The following is a 20,000-nucleotide window of genomic DNA, read 5'->3' as shown; positions in this document are numbered from 1 at the left end:
AAAATCTCTAAATTAATATAAATTTTTATTCTTCAATATTTTTTAATTAGTGTCAATAATCTTTATCTTTCCCACTCCTTCAACAACCTCTTCACCGACACCGGATACGGTGTCTTCAATTCCTGCGCAAACAGCGACACCCTCAATTCTTCAATCATCCATTTAAACCCTGCAAGGCCGTCTGAAATGGGGAGGCCTTGTTTCACCAAGCTGTCGGTTTTTTCCTGCCACATTTGTTCCAATTCCTGTATGTCGGCTTCGCGGGCTGCGTCGCGGGCGGGGTTGCTGCTGTATTTTTCGAGGCGCAGGGTCATGGCTTTGAGGTAGATGGGCAGGCGCGGCCATTGTGCCCACGGGGTGCGGGTGGCGAAGCCGGGGGCGAGCAGGGTTTGCAGACGTAGTCTTAGGAGGTGGGTCAATGGGTGTTTGCCGAGTTTGCCGTTCAGTTCGGCGTAGGCGGCGGCGGTTTCCTGCAGGTAGCGGCTGAGGGCTTCTTTGACGGCGGGCAGGCGGCTGCGGGCGCGTTTGATTTGTTCTTTGAAGGCTTTTTCGTTGCGCGGCAGCTCGTCTTCGCCGATAAAGGCGCGGTCGCAGACGGCCTGCGTGAGGTCGTCGCGCAGGGTGTCGGCGTTGATGTGTTTGAGCAGCATGGCGGCTTGGGTAAAGCCTTGGATGCCTTTGTTCAAATCTTTTACCTGCTCTTTTAATTGCAGCTTCATCAATTCGATCACGCCTTGACGGTGTGCCTGTTCGGCGGCTTCTGTGGTATCAAACAGGCGTAGGGCGATGCGGCCGTCTTTTTCTTTTTGCAGGCCGAGATAGCCGGTGAGCTGTTGTTTGCCGCGTGCGAATTTGATGGATTCGGGCAAGGTGCCAATGTCCCATGCGGTAACGTTGTCGCGCTCGAATTCTTGGGTGTTGTCGCGGAAGGTGACGGCGGCGGCTTGGCCGAGCTGTTGTTGCAATTCGTGCAGTTTGCGGCCGCCGGCGAGCTCTTGTCCGCCATCATCGATAATGCGCAGATTCAGATAGCAGTGTTCGGGCAATTCTTGCGCCGCCCATGCGTCTTGGTCGATTTGCTCGAGAATCCGCATATCGCCGGCGCTTTTGGCGATAAAGTGCGCCAACTGGGGAATGATGGCCGCTTGGCGGTCGGGATTGCTTTCGAGAAATTTGGTGATGAAATCGGGTACGGGCACGCAAATGCGGCGGATTTGCTTCGGCAGGGCTTTAATCAGCAGCTGGATTTTTTCGCGCAACATACCGGGCACCAGCCATTCGAGCGATGGCGCGTGCAGGCGGTTGAGGACGGTCAGCGGCACGGTCATGGTCACGCCGTCGAGCGGATGGTGCGGCTCGAAGCGGTAGGAAAGTTTGAACTTGCCGTCTGCGGTTTGCCAGAATTTGGGGAACTGCTCTTCGGTAATGTGCGCGGCGGCGTGTTGCATCAAATCGTCGCGGCTGAGGAACAGCAGGCGCGGATTGTCGCGCTCGGCGGTTTTGAGCCAGGCTTCAAAGGTGCGGATATCGGCAAGGGGCAAAGGTTTCAGACGGCCTTTTTGGGATACGGACTGCTTTTTGGGCTTGGGGTCGTCTGAAACATTTTGTCGGGTATGTGAACTCGGTTCGCGCTCGCGGTTGTCCGCATCTTTGGCATCTGCGTGCGCGGCTTGCGCTACATGCCCTGCATTGCGCTGGTTCGCTTGTCCGTTTTGTCCGGCTACGTTATCCGACTGGGTTTGTCCGCCCTCTTCGCTTCCCCAAACGCCGCCTTTCGCGTCTTTCCACACCAGCTCGGGCAGGCGTTCGTTATAAAACGCAAACAGGGCTTCGTCATCGACCAATACGTCTTGCTTGCGCGATTTGTGTTCGAGTTCGGTAATTTCTTTAATCAGCTTTTTATTGTGGGCAAAAAAGGCCGTCTGAAGATTGCTTTCCTGCGCCACCAATGCGCCGCGGATAAAGATTTCGCGCGCTTCTTCGGGCGCAACTTTGCCGTAAGACACGGGGCGGCGCGGCAATACGGTCAGGCCGTAAAGCGTCACGCGTTCGCTGGCGACGACTTCGCCGCGTTTTTGTTCCCAGTGCGGCTCGAAATAGTGGTAGCGGACGAGGTGCGGCGCTTCCTGCTCGATCCATTCGGGCTGGATAACGGCGACGTCACGCGCGTAAAGGCGCGTGGTCTCAACCAATTCTGCCGCCATCACCCATTTGGGTTTGGCTTTGAACAGGGCGGAGGCGGGGAATAGGTGGAAACGGCTGCCACGCGCGCCGGTGTAGTCGTTGCCATCGGGCGATTTCATGCCGACGTTGGCGATAAGGCCGGTCAGCAGGGCGCGGTGGATTTGTTCGTAACCGGCTTCTTTGGCGGCGCGGATTTGGGCGCGGTGTTGTTTCTTATCCAGTTGTTTTTGTTTGAGCTTTGCCGCCAAATCTTGGTCGCCTTGGCTTTCAGACGGCCTTAATTGTTCTTGGGAAGGAGGTTGTCTAAACGCGGCTTCTTTGGTGGTCAAGCCCATTTCAATCGCGGTTTGGGCAAGCTGGTGGTGCAGCTCGCGCCATTCGCGCATCCGCAGGTGCGACAGGAAATATTGGCGGCACCATTGCACCAGCTGCTTGTTGGACAAACCTTTGTCGCGCTCGCGCTGGAAGCTGTCCCAAATATTCAGATAGGCAAGAAAGTCGGATTGCTTGTCGGTAAAGCGTTCATGTGCCTTGGCGGCGGCATCGCGCGCTTCCAGCGGCCGCTCGCGCGGGTCTTGAATCGACAGCGCGGACGCGATCACCAATATTTCTGCCATACAGTCGTGCTTCTTCGCCGCCAGCAAAATGCGCGCGATTTTCGGGTCGATGGGCAGGCGTGCCATTTGTTCGCCGAGCTTGGTCAGGCGGTAGCGCGTGTTGGTACCGATATGGCCCGAACTGTTTTGCAGGCCGTCTGAAACATTGGCTGGGTTGGATCGGACATCCATGCCTGATCCGCGTACTTGGTTTTTCATATTTTGCATAGTCTTGTCGGTCGGGCATCTTCCCCGACATCATCTAAATTTGTCTTTATTGGTTTTCACGCCGCTTATTGCGGATAAACATATTCCGCCTTGCCGTCGCGAATGTTCAAGCTGCCTGCATCGCCTGTAATCAGATTGCCCGTTACCGAGCCTTCGCTACAACCTGAAACCGGCATATCGTAGCCCAGCGTGTGAATCAGAAACGTTGAAAGCTGCTGATGGAAGGCAATCTCGCAAGGCGCAAAAGCCTGGTTGGCAGCCTGTTGCACGGCCTTATCCGGGCTGTACAACACCAGCGGTACGAGATAGCTGTCGGGCTGCACCGTGCCTTGATTGTAGGTATCTTGGCGTACATACTGGCCATGATCGGAGGTATAGGCAAACAGCCAGTTGCCGTCAGGCTGCTTTTGCAGCTGCTCGAATACGGTTTGAATCATTTGGTCGGTTTTGTGGATGGTGTTATCGTACTTATCCACAATATTGGCTTCGCCGAATACTTTATCTTGCGGCTGCAACAATGCGCCGTATGGGACGTGCGAACCGCGTTGGTGCAACACAATAAAATGCTTGCCCTGCCGCAAATTGATTTTGTCGAACAGCGGCAGCAGCTTCTCGTCGGGCATATTGTCGCCGTTGCCGTAGCCGAGTTGAGTCGGCTGAATCAGATGATCTATCCATTTCTTACCGATTAAGTTCAAAATCGCCATCTCGTTTTCCGCCTGCGCGCTATAAAAATACGTTTCATAGCCCTGCTCTTTGGCGAGGCGGAACATATTGGTATCGCCGCTGCTGATTTGCTCATAGCCGTTGGCATGCGGTATCGCATTGAAAAAGCTGGGCAGGGACACAGCCGTCATCAACGCGGCGGAATAGCTTTGTTTCACAATCGGTTTAAAGTCGGCCTGCGAAAGTTGGGTTAAAAACGGCGAAGTTTCGCGTCCGTAGCCAAACAATTTCAAATGCGCCGCGCTTTCGCTTTCGCCCATAATCAGGATGATATTTTGAACACTGCCCTGCCCGATTTTGCTTGGCGCTGGCTGTTTAAACACAGGGATTTTGCTTAAATCAAACAACTGATACGGCAACACACGCCCGACAAAATAGCCGAAGCTGAAATAATTGGCTTTGACGCGGCTGTATGTCGGTTTGGGCGAAATACCGTGTTCCTGCGTCGTACTGAATGAACGTCCAAAAATCAGCAACATCGCCGCAATAAACAATATATCGGCGGCAAAATGCGTCTTACGGCGGAACTTGGCAAGGCTGCAAAACAACACGACCTCCAACACGCCCCACAACGCAGGCAGCCACAACTTATCCAACATCGACGCGCCCGCGCTGCCGACTTCGGTAACCTCTTTCAGCATCAGCCAATAATTAATACCCGTTATCCAACTTTGATAAACCGCATAATGCACATTGTTGGCAATAATGCTGAACGCGAAAAACACTGCAATCAACAAACGCGTCGCCTTATAACGCGCAAACAGATACAGCGCAGCAATCACAAATGTCAGCGCAAACGTTTCCGCAATTTTCGCCGCTGGTAAGGTTTCAATTCCGAATACAAAGCGATAGGCAATTTCGCTGGCAGTAAGTAGAGACGAATACAGAACAAGCGCAAGGAAAGATTTTTTCATCATTAATATTTCACAATAAAAAATTTACCGATTGAGTTTTGAAACTCAATATTCCCTTTTCAATGGTTTTTAGTTTCTCAATGATTTAGGCCGTCTGAAAATGAAACATGGCCTGCCATTTTATGAAGAAAGCTTTTATTTTCAGACGGCCTCCACCGCCCCCAATTCCAGCAATACCTGAAAACCGTCATTGATATACACTGGAATGTTACCAATAAAATATAAGTAATTTTCAGATCAATGGGCGATCGTGCATTTATTTGATTGTTCAAGCTGCATCAAGGAGACTAGAATCAGTTTCAGAGATCATATAGATTTTAAACTACATGAAAAATTTGACATATCAAGTTAACTTCTTCTTTCTAAAGCTTCATCAAATAAAAACTGCCCACCTTGAATCTTTCCGTTTTCAATCAGCAAAGTTGCCTTAAAAGGCATTGGTGCTGTAGCTGATGCAGAAATTTGTGTTAATTGCTGGATTAATTCTTGCTGATAATATTTAAAATCCTCATTACATCTATGAAATAATGCTTCATATGCTAAGGTACTACTATCAAAATTAGTAATGCCTTTGGCATTTTTACTAGCTTGTCTCAAATGTTCTTGTATTTTGGTAACTCTACAACTAATAAATTTATCAGTATCACTTACAAAAGTTTTTAATTCATTACTATAAAATTCTTTGTTTATTTTATTGGCATTACCCATGTAAAGAATAGCATACATCATCATTACAACATTGCAGCATAATTGATAAGACTCATAATATTTATCCCACTCTTTCATTCTTTTAATCATGGATTTAACATCTCCACTATTATTCATTCCCATGAAACTATCAAATTTAATATTACAAATTTGTTCAAATACTCTATGCAAATCTTTTTCTAAATGTGATTTAATTGCCAAATTATCATCTAATCCTTTTTGCAATCTACCTTTATTTTCATTAAAAATAGGCGTTTCTTGCCCATAACCGGTCATGTGCTCACTTACCAACTTAAGCAGTTTAATAGTTGTATCAATTTTGCTACGTCGTTCATCTTCTAGAAAATGCCTAATTTCATTAATTCCTTTTTGTATTTCTTTTAATTTTTCATTGATATCAGCTAAATGTTTTTGAGCAACAACTGTTGAAGCCAAATTAAAAATAACTCCTGAATTAATAACTTGTTTCAACGTATTAGCCTCAAAAATCCTTACATTCTCCGTAACACCAAATTTCCCATCCTTATTAACGCCATGAACCATACCGCGCAAGCCATTTCCATCTTTGGCAAGTGTAAGTTTTCTAGGGTCTATATTGATGCTGACTATTTGATTTTTAACTGTTTCAAATTTCGTTGCCAATGAAGGAATATTACTAAACAACTGATTAAATGAAGAAATATTAGATTCATTAAATTCATTTTTTATTTTAGGAGGTTCGGTATATTCAGTTAAAGATAAAATAACATCTTTATCAGCAGCATCCGTGATAAGCAAGTCTTGATTTGACAAAATTTTTACGGATTCAATTTCTTGTTTATCCCAATAGTTTTGCTTCATCATTTTCAACCATGAGATTTGAACAACAAAAGGGATGGTAATTCGTAAAGCAGGTGAAGAGAGACCTAATGCGAAGCCTCCTATTATTCCATCTGTTATATTTTTAGAAATTATTTTTCCCATATCTATGCTTTTTTTATATCTATCTTCAAAAAGTATAGATTCCCACTCGGTAGAAAATAAGGTTTGAATAATTTTTTGTTCCTTCTCCTCATTAGTAAGTTGATTTTTATCTCCAATTAATAACTTAAATACATCGTTTAAAATTTCATGATACGTGATTAAATTATCTTTACTTCTTATCGCATTAACAAAAGTATTTCCACCATATTTTTGAAACTCAATTAATAATAAATTGATCTCATCTTTTGTAAAATTTCTGTTTGATTCCTTTGCCAAAATCAAAACATCTTTAACCGTTGAATTTAGCGTACTACGCCCTTTACCAAAATCGGTTATAATATCAACTAAATCAATAATATGTTGTTTATCAACTGTCAAAAGAAAATCAACTAATTCTTGTCTTGCCATTTCATATCTCAAAATTTTCATTAAAAATATTTTTAGAATATTTCTATATTGAACCTAAAACCAATAAATTTATGTAAGTTTCGTCTTAAACCAATGATATATATTGCCAGATAACATTGGTTATTCTAACAACCTATTTTACTGTTTTCAGACGGCCTCTACCGCCCCCAATTCCAGCAATACCTGAAAACCGTCATTGATATACCGCGAATCGGGCATTTCTAAAAATGGGAATGCTGCTACGTCGCCCAAGTTCAGCGATGCCATGCGCAGGATGACGGCGGCGAGGTTGCTGCGGACGATTTCTGGGTCGGTAAATTCGGGGCGGCTGTTAAAATCTTCTTCTGAAAACAGTCGGATACATACGCCTGCGGAGACGCGGCCGCAGCGGCCGGAACGTTGGCGGGCGGCGGCTTGGGAGATTTTTTCGACATGAAGCTGCTCCACCTTCGCCCGTGCGGAATAGCGTTTGACGCGTGCGAGGCCGGTGTCGATGACGTATTTGATGCCCGGCACGGTGAGCGAGGTTTCGGCGACGTTGGTTGCCAGTACGATGCGGCGTTTCGCGCCTGAGGGGTGGAAGATTTTGTGCTGCTCGGCGTGCGACAGGCGTGCGAACAGGGGCAGGATTTCGTCGTTTCGGCGCAGCGTGGATTTGCGCAAGGCTTCGGTGGCTTCGCGGATTTCGCGTTCGCCCGGCAGGAATACTAAAATATCGCCTTCGCCATAGCGTGCCAATTCGTCGGCTGCATCGACAATCGCGTCGGTCAGCTCGACTTCTGCATCGTCTTCGTCTTTGCTGGTCAGCGGTCGATAGAGGATTTCGACGGGATACGTCCGTCCGCTCACTTCTAAAACGGGGGCGCCGTTGAAGTGTTGGGAGAAGCGTTCTGCGTCTATCGTTGCCGAGGTGATGATGACTTTCAAATCGGGGCGGCGCGACAGCAGTTGTTTCAAATAGCCCAAGAGGAAGTCGATGTTCAGGCTGCGTTCGTGCGCTTCGTCGATGATAATCGTGTCGTAGGCGGCGAGATAACGGTCGGTCTGGGTTTCCGCCAACAGGATGCCGTCGGTCATCAGCTTGACGTAGGCATCACGCGAGGTGTGGTCGGTAAAGCGCACTTTATAGCCCACCGCGCTGCCGATTTCGGATTTCAGCTCTTCGGCAATCCGCTCTGCCACGGAGCGCGCGGCCAAACGGCGTGGCTGGGTATGCCCGATCAAGCCTGCCGTCCCGCGCCCGAGTTCCAAACAAATCTTGGGCAACTGCGTGGTTTTGCCCGAACCGGTTTCGCCGCAGATAATCGTTACCTGATTCTCGGCAATGGCTTTTTTGATTTCGTCGAGTTTTTCGTGAACGGGCAGCGTGTTGTCGAATTCGGGCTTGGGCAGTTTGGACAGGCGTTGCAGATAGAGATCGTGCGATTTTTTGTATTTTTCCTCAACCTTGGCCAAGCCGCCGTATTTTTTGGGGTTTTTAAAGGCAGATTGCAGGAAATGGCGGTCTTTGGAGAGGGTTTGGGCGAAATCGGGTTGCGGCATGATGGTGCAATAAATTAAATAATGTGAAAAGAATGGAATTATAGCAAAAGGCCGTCTGAAACTTGCTTGCTCTCAAGTTTCAGACGGCCTTTGTATGGATAAACCGTTTTAGTCGGCGGCGTGCCAAGGTTTTTGCATACCGGCGTGGAAACTCGGTTTTTCTCCGCCCCACAAGGTGTCGATGTCGTAAAAGTCGCGCACTGCAGGGAGCATGACGTGGACAACGAGGTCGCCTGCGTCGACGAGCGTCCATTCGCCGCTGTCGCCTTCGGTGCTGAGGATTTCAAAACCGGCTTCTTTCAAATCGACGGCAACGTTGTTCGCCAGTGCTTTGACTTGGCGTGTGCTGTCGCCGCTGGCAATAATCATACGGGCGAACAGGGAGGTTTTGTCTTGGGTTTCCAAAACAGAGATGTCTTTGGCTTTGATGTCTTCGAGGGCGTTTACGGCCACTTCGACCATTTTTTGCAGGTCTTGCAATTCTTGTTCGTTCATTATTTTCCTAGTTGAAATGTTTTCAGACGGCATTATAGCTTATCTGCCTGAATAAACGCTATTTTTCATAGAGTTTGTGTTGGCGGATGTATTGGGCGACGGGTTGAGGCAGGCCGTCTGAATGATGCGTTTTGGCGAGATTGGCGCGGATTTGGGTGGAGCTGGTGTTATGCAGCGGCGCGTTGAGGATGCGGACGCTGCCGTTTTGCAGGGCTTCGCCGAGCCATGCGTGCAATTCGCGCGGGGTCTTGTTGAGGTTGTCACCTTGGCGCATAGCGATGGCGATATGGGTCTGGCGCACGAGGGTTTGCCATTTTTTCCATGTGTGCAGCTGCATCAGGCTGTCGCTGCCCATCAGCCACCACAGTTGCGCGCCGGGAAACTGCTGGCGGAAAATTTGGACGGTGTCAAACGTATAAGTCGCGCCGTCGCGGACGATGTCGCAGTCGCTGGCGGCGAATCTCGGCTCGTCGGCGATGGCGAGTTCAACCATATTGAGGCGCTCTTGTGCCGGCGTGCGCGTGCTGTCTTTGTGGTACGGATCGCCTGCCGGTAGGAAGACGACGAGGTCCAAACCGATTTCGTCGGCGAAGGCGCGGGCGATGTGGAGGTGGCCGTTGTGGATGGGGTCAAACGTGCCGCCGAATAATCCGATGTTTTTCATTTCGTGGTAGTGTCTGCGTTAGATGTTTTGGCCGTCTGAAGCGGGCAGGCTGCCGTCAACAATCAGATTGAGCTTGCCTGTGGTCGGGTGGATGACCAGGCCGTGGACGGCGATGTTGTCGGGCATCAGCGGATGTTTGCGAATCAGCTCGACAGTATGGCGCACGCTGTCTTCGACATCGTCAAAACCGGTCAGCCAGCCGTCCAAATCGATACCGGCATTGCGCAGGGTTTCGATGCGGTCGTCGGGGATATTGCTGTCGTGTACGCGTTGGAGGAACTCTTCGGCGTGTAATCCGCGCATACCGCAGTCATGGTGGGCAATGACCATGATTTCTTTGACTTTGAGTTCAAATACGGCGACCAACAAACTGCGCATCACCGAACCCCAAGGGTGGGTCACCAGCGCGCCGGCGTTTTTGATGAGCTTGGCATCGCCGTTTTTCAAACCCAGCGCGTTGGGCAGCAATTCGATAATGCGCGCGTCCATGCAGGAGAGGATGGCCAGCTCGCGGCCGGGGTATTTGTTGGTAAAGTATTTTTCGTATTCGCCTGTTTCGACGAAATGTTGGTTATAGGCGAGGATTTCGCTCAATTCGCTCATGATGTGCTCGTTTCGGATGGTTTACTCTATTATAACGATTTTCAAAGGGTATGGTTGTTTTGCAAATTCGCCGTAAACGGCTAAAATCGACGTATCTTATCTTTAGTTCTTTTGGAGGATGTGCCGTGTCTCAGTCTTTCCGCTTTGAACAGGTATTCGCGTCCGATGTCCACGATGCATTGTGGGATTGGGCGCAAACCAGCTATGGCGCATCCGACGATTGGTGCATTCTGTATCTCAACGGCCTGCCTTTGGGCCGTCTGAACCCGTTATGGCGCGAACGCCTCGGGCAAGATTGGACAGGCAGGCAGTCGACCCTTTCAGACGGCCTGAATTTGGAAACCGACAGCTGGGCAGAAATGGGCGACAGTTTGCAAACGCTGGCGCAACAGTGGCGCGAGTGCAGTTGGCTCAAAGGTTGGCGCGGTGAAAAGTTCGACATCTGCGACCAGTCGGGCAAGCCTTTATGCGCACTTGAACGCGCCGCCTTCCGTCCGTTCGGCCTGATGAGTCAGGCAGTGCATTTGAACGGATTGGTCGAAACAGAAAACAGTCTGCGCTTTTGGATAGGCCGCCGCAGTCCGCACAAAGCCGTCGATCCGAACAAACTCGACAATCTGACCGGCGGCGGCATCAGCAGCGGCGAGAGGCCGTCTGAAGCCGTCTGCCGCGAGGGCGAAGAAGAAGCTGGCATTCCCGCTTCGTTAACACCCCATATCCGACCGACCGCCCAAATATATAGTTTGCGCCCCGTTAACCGCGGTGTCCACAACGAAATCCTGCATATCTTCGACATCGTCCTGCCCGAAGACTTCCAACCCGCCAACCAAGACGGCGAAGTCGCCGGTTTTGAACTGATGGACATCCCCACCCTGCTCGATGCCATGTTGGGCGGACACATGATGCACGATGCCCAGCTGGTTACGCTTGAAGCCTGCCGTCGATACGGCCTGATTGACCTCAAACATCCGCTGTCCGCATGGCTCGACAGCATCCGTTGCCGACCCCATTTTTAAAGGCCGTCTGAAACCATGTTGCAACTCAAAAACATCAACAAACGCTTCGGCAGCAAAACCGTTGCCCAAGACATCAACCTAAACGTCGAAGCAGGCGAAATCCTCGCCGTACTCGGCCGCTCCGGCTGCGGCAAATCCACCCTGCTCAAAACCATCGCCGGCCTGGTGCGTCCCGACAGCGGCGAAGTCTGGCTCAACGGCGACAACATCACCGACATGCCGTCTGAAAAGCGCAATATCTCGCTGATGTTTCAAGACTACGCCCTTTTGCCGCATTTGTCCGCCCTCGACAACGTCGGCTTCGGCCTCAAAATGCGCCGTCTGCCCAAAGCCGAAATCGAAGAACAATCCATGCAGGCCTTGCGCGACATCGGTTTGGAACACGAAGCGCAACGCAAACCCGAAAGCCTCTCCGGCGGCGAACAGCAACGCCTCGCCCTCGCGCGCGCCCTAATCACGCGCCCGTCGCTGTTGCTCTTGGACGAAGCCTTCTCCAGCCTCGACACCCACCTGCGCCGCCACCTGCGCACCCTGACCGCCGAACGCATCCGCAGCCAAAACATCCCCGCCATCCTCGTGACCCACTCTGCCGAGGAAGCCTGCACCATGGCCGACACCATCGCCATCATGCACGAAGGCCGCATCCTCCAACACGGCACGCCGGAAACCCTTATCCGCCGCCCCGTCAACGCCCAAGCCGCCCTGCTGCTCGGTTTGGCCAACACCGACGACACACGCTACATCCCCCAACACGCCATCCGATTCGACCCGAACGGCACGGCCGTCCGCATCAGCGAAGCCGTCCCCCTTGCCGAAGGCACACGCCTCACCCTCGCCCATCCGCAATACGGCGATTTGATTTGGTATCCCCACGCCGACCAAAATACGGACAAACCGCCAACCGGACAGGAAATCCGCATCAGCGTGGATGAAGGTCAAATTGTTTGGTTTGATTGAATTTGATGGATTGAGAAAAAGAAAAAGGCCGTCTGAAAAAAACATTCTTCAGACGGCCTTGTCTATTCAATCAAAATCAGTCTTTCAACTTCGCCAACTGAGTTTGAACTTTCGCCATTTTGTCTTCCAATTCCGCCAAATCGGCTTTGTCTTTTTCCACCAAATGCGCCGGGGCTTTTTCGGTGTAGCCGGGTTTGGAGAGTTTGGCATTGAGTTTGTCCAAAGCTTTTTGCAGCTTCTCGGCTTCTTTGCTCAAACGGGCGGTTTCGGCGGCTTTGTCGATTTCGACTTTCAGCATCAGGCGCGCGCCGTTGCAGACGGCGACAGGTGCGTCTTCTGCTTCGGGTAGGCTGTCCACCAGCTTGGCTTCGGTCAGTCGGGTCAGCGACGGCAGGTATTTGAGCAAGCCTTCGAGTTCTGCGCTGCCTTCGACGAAGAGCGGCGCTTTGACGTTTGGCGCGATACCCATTTCGCCGCGCAGTTTGCGCACTTCTTCCACCAAGTCTTTCAATGCGGCCATTTTATCGAAGGCCGTCTGAACGATTTGTTCTTTATCGGCTTGCGGATAGGCGGCCAACATGATGCTGTCGGCGGTTTTGGCATTCGCCAGAGGCGCAACGACCTGCCACAGCTCTTCGGTAATGAACGGCATGATTGGGTGCAGCAGGCGCAGGATGGTTTCGAGTACGCGCACGAGGGTGCGGCGTGTGGTGCGCTGGGTTGTCGGGCAGCCGGTTTGGATTTGCACTTTTGCCAGCTCGATGTACCAGTCGCAATATTCGTTCCATACAAATTCGTACAGCGTTTGCGCGGCAAGGTCGAAGCGGTAGGTTTCAAAGGCTTCGGCAACGGCGGCTTCGGCTTGTTGCAGTTTGCCGATAATCCATTGGTCGGCGAAGGTAAACGCCAACGGCTGCATTTCGTCTTGACCGCAGTCTTTGTCTTCGGTGTTCATCAACACGAAGTTGGTGGCGTTCCACAATTTATTGCAGAAGTTGCGGTAACCTTCGGCGCGTTTGAAGTCGAAGTTGACGCTGCGGCCGAGGCTTGCGTAGCTTGCCATGGTGAAGCGCAATGCGTCCGCGCCCATGCTCGGAATGCCTTCCGGGAAGAGTTTTTTGGTTGCTTCTTCCACTTTCGGCGCGGTTTCGGGTTTGCGCAGACCGGTGGTACGTTTTACCAGCAGTTTTTCCAAGTCGATGCCGTCGATCAAATCCACAGGGTCGATGACGTTGCCTTCGGATTTGGACATTTTTTTGCCTTCGTGGTCGCGCACGATGCCGTGGATGTACACGTCTTTAAACGGTACTTTGCCGGTGAAGTGGGTGGTCATCATAATCATGCGCGCCACCCAGAAGAAGATGATTTCGTAGCCGGTGACCAAGACGTTGGATGGCAGGAAGGCTTTGAGTTCGTCGGTTTCAGACGGCCAGCCGAGCGTGGAGAACGGCACGAGCGCGGAAGAGAACCATGTATCTAATACGTCTTCTTCGCGGGTCAAACCGGTTTTGCCGGCTTGTTTTTCGGCTTCTTCTTGATTGCGGGCGACGTAAACATTGCCTTCGTTGTCGTACCATGCAGGGATTTGATGACCCCACCACAGTTGACGCGAGATACACCAGTCTTGGATGTTGTTCATCCATTGGTTGTAGGTGTTGACCCAGTTTTCGGGGATAAAGCGCACCGCGCCGCTGTCGACGGCTTTTTTGGCTTTGTCGGCGAGGCTCAAGCCTTTGAATTCGCTGTCAGGCTCGCCGCCGTTTGGCGTGGCGGACATGGCGACAAACCATTGGCTGGTCAGCATCGGCTCAATCACGGAACCGGTACGGTCGCCTTTCGGCGTCATCAGCGTGTGCGGTTTGATTTCGACCAAAAAGCCTTGTTCCTGCAAATCGGCAACCATTTGTTTGCGCGCGGCAAAGCGGTCTAAGCCTGCGTATTTTTCAGGCAGGGCAAAACCTTGTTGCGCTTCGCCTTTGAAGTTGAACACTTCGGCGTTTGCCAGCACTTTGGCTTCCAAGTCAAACACATTAATCAGGCGCGTGTCGTGGCGTTTACCGACTTCATAGTCGTTGAAGTCGTGCGCAGGCGTGATTTTCACGCAGCCGGTGCCGAAGTCTTTTTCAACGTATTCGTCAGCAATCACGGGGATGGTACGGCCGGTCAGCGGCAGGATTAATTCTTTACCAATCAAATGGGTGTAACGTTCGTCTTCGGGATTGACGGCAACAGCCACGTCGCCCAGCAGCGTTTCGGGGCGGGTGGTCGCCACGATAACGGCTTCGGCAGGATTGTCCGCCAGCGGATAGCGGATGTGCCACATAGAGCCTTGTTCTTCCACGCTTTCCACTTCCAAATCAGACACTGCGGTACCCAATACCGGATCCCAGTTCACCAAGCGTTTGCCGCGGTAAATCAAGCCTTGCTCATACAGGCGCACGAACACTTCGGTCACGGTTTCGGCGCGCACGTCGTCCATCGTGAAATACTCGCGCGTCCAGTCGGCAGAGCAGCCCACGCGGCGCATTTGTTGGGTAATCGTGCCGCCGGACACTTCTTTCCATTCCCACACTTTTTCCAAGAATTTTTCTCGACCCAAGTCATGACGGGACACGTTTTGCGCGGCAAGCTGACGCTCGACCACGATTTGCGTGGCGATGCCCGCGTGGTCGGTGCCCGGAATCCAGGCGGTGTTGCAGCCTTTCATGCGGTAGTAGCGGGTCAGGCCGTCCATAATGGTTTGGTTGAAGGCATGGCCCATGTGCAGCGTGCCGGTTACATTGGGCGGCGGCAGTTGGATGGAGAAAGACGGTTTGGTCAAATCCATATCAGGCTGGAAATAGCCCTGCTCTTCCCAGTTTTGATAATGTTTGGATTCGATTTCGGCTGGATTGTATTTGTCTAACATGATGGAACTTTGTGAAATTAAGGTTATTTTTGATGTGCGGATTATAACGCAAAAAGGCCGTCTGAATCATTTCAGACGGCCTTTGGCATACGGGTTTTAAAAATGGAACAATACCAGGCTGACGGCAATCACCGCCATGCCCGTTGTCAGGCCGTAAACGGTTTCATGGCCGTCTGAATAGCGTTTGGCGGCCGGCAGCAGCTCGTCCAACGCCAAAAACACCATCACGCCGGCTATCACGCCGAACACCGAGCCAAACACGGCAGGCGACAAAAACGGCTGCAAAACCAAATAGCCCAAAGCCGCCCCCAAAGGCTCGGCCAAGCCGGATAACAGACACGCCCATACCGTTTTCTTACGGCTGCGGGTGGCAAAATAAACCGGTGCGGCGATGGAAATGCCCTCCGGAATATTATGGATGGCAATCGCCAAGGCCAAAGGCATCCCGACCGCCGGATTTTCCAAGGTGGCAAAAAACGTCGCCAAGCCTTCGGGAAAATTGTGCGCCGTAATCGCAAACGCCGCCATCATGCCGACTCGCGCGATATGGCGGCGTTTGCTTTCTTGAAACGACGGGTCTTGCGCGTCTAAGGTTTCATGCGGGTTCGGCACCAGGCGGTCGATCAGCGCGATGCCGCCCATACCGGCCAAAAATGCCATGGTCGCCGCCGCAAACGCGTGGTCTTTATCATAAATTTCAGCGAACGCCTCGCTGGATTTGCTGAAAATCTCCGTCAGGGAAACATACACCATCGCACCACCGGCAAATGCCAAACCAAACGACAACACGCGCGGATTGGGCGTTTTGGAAAACATCACCAAACCGCTGCCTAATACGGTAAACAAACCGGCGGCCAACGTGATGGAAAAGGCAACGGCCAAATTGGACATCGAAAAATCGGGCATGAGAAAACCTGCGCTAAAAGCTGGGACAGGTTCAGACTAACACTTTTTAATGCATATGATAATAGTTATTATTTATTTTATTGATTGGACGCAATACTCATAAAGCTAAGGGCCGTCTGAAAAATATTTTTCAGACGGCCTTTAAGTTTGAAATATCACCAAACCTTATCGCTTTCCAGCTTAAGCCTGATAGCGCGACAAGCTCAAGTCGTCGCTGCGGATTTCGGTGTCTTTGCCGCTCACGATATCGGCGGTCAATTTTGCCGAACCCAGCGACATGGTCCAGCCCAAAGTGCCGTGGCCTGTATTCAGGAACAGGTTGTCAAAGCGGGTGCGCCCGATTAACGGCGTGCTGTCGGGCGTCATTGGTCTGAGGCCGCTCCAGAACAATGCCTGATTCAAATCGCCGCCTTCGGGGAACAAATCGTTGACGACCAAAGCCAAAGTTTCGCGGCGTTTTTCGGGCAGTTTGATTTCGTAGCCGGACAATTCCGCCATGCCACCGACGCGGATTCTGTTGTCGAATCGTGTGATGGCGACTTTGTAGCTTTCGTCCAAAACGGTGGACACCGGCGCGCCGTCGGAATTTGTGACCGGCAGGGTCAAGGAATAGCCTTTGACGGGGTAAATGGGCAGATTGAGGTCCAACTGCGCCAACACAGTCCTGCTAAAGCAGCCGAGCGCGCAGACAACGGCATCTGCTTCAAACTGCCCTGTTTCGGTTTCAACGGCTTTGATGCGCAGCCCGTTATGTTCGATGCGGCTGATGGTTTGGTTGAAATGGAACTGTACGCCTTTTTCCAGACACAGTTTGTATAGGTTTTCAGTGAAGAGGTGGCAGTCGCCGGTCGCATCCGCAGGCAGGTGCAGACCGCCGGCAATTTTTGCGGTAACGCGCGCCAGCGCAGGCTCAAACTCTGCGCATTCTTCGGGCTTCAGACGGCGGTAGGGCACGCCGTATCGTTCCAAAACGGCAATGTCTTGTTCTGCCGCTTCGACTTCTTTGGTTTGGCGGAAAATCTGCAACGTCCCTTTTTTGCGTCCTTCAAAATTCATGCCGGTTTGCGCTTCAAAACGGCGGAACATTTCACGGCTGTATTCGGAAATCCTGACCATGCGCTCTTTATTGATTTGATAGCGCGCTGCCGTACAGTTTTGCAGCATTTGCCACAACCATTCGATTTGATACAGGCTGCCGTCGGGGCGGAACAGTAAAGGCGGATGGCTTTTAAACAGCCATTTTAGCGCTTTGGTCGGGATGCCGGGTGCAGCCCACGGCGTGGTATAACCGTAAGAAAGCTGGCCTGCATTGGCAAAACTGGTTTCCATCGCCACGCCCTCGGCGCGGTCGATGACCGTTACTTCATGTCCTACCTCTGCCAGATACCACGCGGAAGATACGCCGGCCACACCAGCACCTAAAACAAGCACTTTCATTTTTCTCCTCCTCTGACTTTTTTCAAAACAAACTTAATATACATCGGGCCGTCTGAATGTTCAGGTTCAGACGGCCTTGGATATTAATGCGGCAATTCGCCGTTTTTGATTTTTTGTTTGAAGTCGCGCGTTTCATTGACGATGACTTTCGCCATCAACAAAAGCGCAATCAGGTTGGGCAATGCCATCAAGCCGTTGAATGTGTCCGAAGCCAGCCACACCAAATCAAGGCTCAAAACGGTACCCAGCATGACGGAAGAAACATAACCGACGCGGTACAGACCGGCAAACTTCTCGCCGAAGACGTAAACCGCGCATTTCTCGCCGTAGTAGCACCAGCCGAGAATGGTTGAGTAAGCAAAGAAAATCAGGCCGATGGTGACAATCCAGCCACCGATACCGGGCAACATTTTTTGGAAAGTGACGGTGGTCAGCGCCGCACCGCTCAATTCAGGTTTGACAAACTCGCCGCCTGCGCCGAGCAGGCCCATCACCAAAATGATGCCGGTAATCGAGCAGACAACGATGGTGTCCAAAAACGTACCGGTCATGGAAACCAAAGCCTGACGGACGGGGTGATCGGTTTTTGCGGCTGCGGCGGCAATCGGCGCAGAACCCATACCCGCCTCATTGGAGAATACACCGCGCGCCACGCCGTAGCGGATGACCGTGCCGATGGCGCCGCCGGCCACAGCTTGCGCGCTAAACGCATCGGAGAAAATCAGTTTGACGGCAGGCATCAGTGCGTCAGAATTCACGACAATAATGGAAATACCGCCCACTACATAAAACACGGCCATGGCAGGCACGATAAAGGACGCGGCTTTGGCAATGCCTTTAATGCCGCCTAAAAGCACGATGGCCGTTAATACGGTCAATATCACGCCGGTGTAGGCAGGTTCGACACCGAAGCTGGTTTGCACTGCCTGCGCAACCGAGTTGGACTGCACCGAGCTGCCGATACCGAAGGAAGCGAATGTGCCGAACAGCGCAAACGCAACGGCCATCCATTTCCAGTTTTTGCCCAAGCCTTTTTCGATGTAATACATCGGGCCGCCGGACATTTCGCCTTTGGAATTGGTGACGCGGTATTTCACCGCCAACACGCCCTCGCCGTATTTGGTGGCCATACCGAAAATAGCGGTCATCCACATCCAAAATACCGCGCCCGGGCCGCCGGTTACCACCGCAGTCGCCACACCGGCGATGTTACCCGTACCGATGGTGGCCGACAGCGCGGTCATCAACGCTGCAAAATGGGAAATATCGCCTTCGTGGTCTTCGCCGTCTTCATGCTTCTTTGACGGCACAAACGCCTGTTTCAGTGCATAACCCAACATGGTGAACTGCAAGCCTTTCAGCAAAACGGTCAGCAAAATGCCCGTACCGACCAGCAGCATCAACATAATAGGCCCCCAGACCCAGCCGCTGATGGTTTCAAAAAAGGCTTTGAGATTGTCTAAAAGCAATTGCATGGTTTTTCTCCTTTGTCTGTTTTATTTTTTTAAAACACCACTTTTTTGTAGTGCCCTGTAATTTCAGCACAGAATGTTTAAGATTACAACATATTTATTTTCAAAAACTTTTCGTATTTTTACCCTAAATAAAACCCAATCAACACCAAGAAAATTGTTTACAATCCAGAGCAGGCCAAGACCCCAGCCCAATTAAAATGACAAATAAAAGCATGCTTTAAAACATCTTCCTGCCAACTGTTTAAAAAAAATTCAGGCCGTCTGAAAAAAATCTTTCAGACGGCCTGAATGTGCGTGCCGCAATCCTATTCCAGCAACCCGGCCAACACTCGGGCAAAACGCTCCGCCGCGCCTTCGCTGGTGTGCAAATACAGGGCGGGCTCGATGAGTTCCAACTCATTAAGCAGGAAGGTGTCGCCAATCAGTGTGCCGTCCACGCGGGCGTAAACCGGCATTTTCGGCAAGGCGGCCAGTATGTCTTGCGCGGCACGGACGGCAAACTCGGGCGGCTCGATACCGAACACCGACACGCCATAGGCCGAGTTGGCGCGCCATTCGCCTTGTGGCGGCTGACGGCGTACGGCATGGCTGAATGCGCCGTTGAAAAACACCAGCGAGGTTTCGCCCGCCGTTTCGATTTCGCGGATATAAGGTTGAACCATCACGCCTTGCGGATAATCCGCCATATCCACGTCCAATGCCTCCGCACAAACTTTGACCACGCCTTTGCCGCTCTGCCCGAATGCGGGCTTGACGACTGCTTCCGTCCAGCCCTGTTGGTTCAGAATATCGGCCAATTTGTCTTTGTGCGCGGGAACGAACACGCTGGGAACCACTTGCGCGCCGCGTGCCGCCAAATCGCACAAATACGTCTTTTCCATATTCCAAGCTATCAATTCGGGCGGATTGATAAAACGCTGTCCCGCCTGCCCGGCTTGCTCCAGCCATTGGCGGAAGGCTTCTGGTTCGGCGGCATAATCCCATGCGCACAAAGGCAGCAAAAACGGCGCGGACGGATGGTTTTGCCACGTATCAAATACGGTTTTCACACCCATGGTTTCCAAATGCGCCGCCAATGTTTTCAGGTTGTCCGACGGTTCAGGATAGGTTTGGCAGGTAATGAGTGCCAAAACGGTTTGCTCGGTCATGGTTGCATCTCGTTGCTAAAACCAAAATTATATAGCGAAATCAAACCAAAAGATTTTTCGGACGGCCTGATACATAAGGCCGATTCTGATAAAATGGTTTCCCCTTTTCCGTCGGAACATGC

The 20,000-nt window shown here is 51.4% G+C and carries 14 protein-coding genes; 2 read left to right on the top strand and 12 right to left on the bottom strand.

The features are described from left to right. Positions 1–62: 62 nt before the first annotated feature. From ACTHUF_RS09995 to ACTHUF_RS09965, 7 genes are all read right to left on the bottom strand, one after another. Positions 63–3,008, bottom strand: coding sequence for a DUF3418 domain-containing protein (locus ACTHUF_RS09995; protein WP_440407555.1), 2,946 nt, complete (start codon positions 3,006–3,008; stop codon positions 63–65). Positions 3,009–3,073: 65 nt separating this feature from the next. Then, positions 3,074–4,651 (bottom strand): lipooligosaccharide phosphoethanolamine transferase, encoded by a 1,578-nt coding sequence (gene lpt3 / locus ACTHUF_RS09990; protein WP_440407553.1) that lies wholly within the window; start codon positions 4,649–4,651, stop codon positions 3,074–3,076. A 345-nt stretch (positions 4,652–4,996) separates the two neighbouring features. Then, positions 4,997–6,727, bottom strand: coding sequence for a hypothetical protein (locus ACTHUF_RS09985; protein WP_440362168.1), 1,731 nt, complete (start codon positions 6,725–6,727; stop codon positions 4,997–4,999). A 147-nt stretch (positions 6,728–6,874) separates the two neighbouring features. Beyond that, entirely contained in the window at positions 6,875–8,269 is a 1,395-nt protein-coding gene (hrpA, locus tag ACTHUF_RS09980; protein WP_440407551.1) for an ATP-dependent RNA helicase HrpA, read from the bottom strand. 108 nt (positions 8,270–8,377) lie between these two features. Then, the gene (gene rsfS, locus ACTHUF_RS09975) at positions 8,378–8,764 is read right to left on the bottom strand and encodes a ribosome silencing factor (RefSeq protein WP_002246503.1); all 387 of its coding nucleotides are present in this window, start codon (positions 8,762–8,764) and stop codon (positions 8,378–8,380) included. 58 nt (positions 8,765–8,822) lie between these two features. Continuing rightward, positions 8,823–9,428, bottom strand: coding sequence for a nicotinate-nucleotide adenylyltransferase (gene nadD, locus ACTHUF_RS09970; RefSeq protein WP_036493606.1), 606 nt, complete (start codon positions 9,426–9,428; stop codon positions 8,823–8,825). 18 nt (positions 9,429–9,446) lie between these two features. Then, positions 9,447–10,031, bottom strand: coding sequence for a beta-class carbonic anhydrase (locus ACTHUF_RS09965; RefSeq protein WP_036493603.1), 585 nt, complete (start codon positions 10,029–10,031; stop codon positions 9,447–9,449). A gap of 125 nt (positions 10,032–10,156) precedes the next feature. Between ACTHUF_RS09965 and ACTHUF_RS09960 the strand changes: the two genes are divergently transcribed. Both ACTHUF_RS09960 and ACTHUF_RS09955 read left to right on the top strand, forming a co-directional pair. Continuing rightward, the gene (locus tag ACTHUF_RS09960; RefSeq protein ID WP_440407549.1) at positions 10,157–11,047 is read left to right on the top strand and encodes an NUDIX domain-containing protein; all 891 of its coding nucleotides are present in this window, start codon (positions 10,157–10,159) and stop codon (positions 11,045–11,047) included. A 15-nt stretch (positions 11,048–11,062) separates the two neighbouring features. Next, the gene (locus ACTHUF_RS09955; RefSeq protein ID WP_440407548.1) at positions 11,063–12,004 is read left to right on the top strand and encodes an ABC transporter ATP-binding protein; all 942 of its coding nucleotides are present in this window, start codon (positions 11,063–11,065) and stop codon (positions 12,002–12,004) included. A gap of 76 nt (positions 12,005–12,080) precedes the next feature. Here ACTHUF_RS09955 and ACTHUF_RS09950 read toward each other — a convergent pair whose 3' ends face one another. The 5 genes from ACTHUF_RS09950 to ACTHUF_RS09930 all read right to left on the bottom strand — a co-directional run bounded on the left by ACTHUF_RS09950 (position 12,081) and on the right by ACTHUF_RS09930 (position 19,878). Further along, positions 12,081–14,912 (bottom strand): valine--tRNA ligase, encoded by a 2,832-nt coding sequence (locus ACTHUF_RS09950; protein WP_315094968.1) that lies wholly within the window; start codon positions 14,910–14,912, stop codon positions 12,081–12,083. Positions 14,913–15,008: 96 nt separating this feature from the next. Next, positions 15,009–15,818, bottom strand: a complete 810-nt coding sequence (gene zupT, locus ACTHUF_RS09945) for a zinc transporter ZupT (RefSeq protein WP_002224778.1) — start codon at positions 15,816–15,818, stop codon at positions 15,009–15,011. A gap of 180 nt (positions 15,819–15,998) precedes the next feature. After that, entirely contained in the window at positions 15,999–17,255 is a 1,257-nt protein-coding gene (locus tag ACTHUF_RS09940) for a D-amino acid dehydrogenase (RefSeq protein ID WP_440407546.1), read from the bottom strand. Positions 17,256–17,338: 83 nt separating this feature from the next. Continuing rightward, positions 17,339–18,730, bottom strand: a complete 1,392-nt coding sequence (locus ACTHUF_RS09935) for an alanine/glycine:cation symporter family protein (protein ID WP_440407544.1) — start codon at positions 18,728–18,730, stop codon at positions 17,339–17,341. Positions 18,731–19,035: 305 nt separating this feature from the next. Further along, complete coding sequence (locus tag ACTHUF_RS09930; protein ID WP_440407542.1) at positions 19,036–19,878, bottom strand: ATP-grasp domain-containing protein; 843 nt, start codon at positions 19,876–19,878, stop codon at positions 19,036–19,038. Between the last annotated feature and the right edge of the window lie 122 nt (positions 19,879–20,000).

It is taken from the genome of Neisseria sp. P0024.S006 (genome assembly GCF_051956595.1).
In the GTDB taxonomy this organism is placed as follows: domain Bacteria; phylum Pseudomonadota; class Gammaproteobacteria; order Burkholderiales; family Neisseriaceae; genus Neisseria.
The sequence above is the reverse complement of the archived record's forward strand: the minus strand, read 5'-3'. Positions and strand labels throughout refer to the sequence as shown.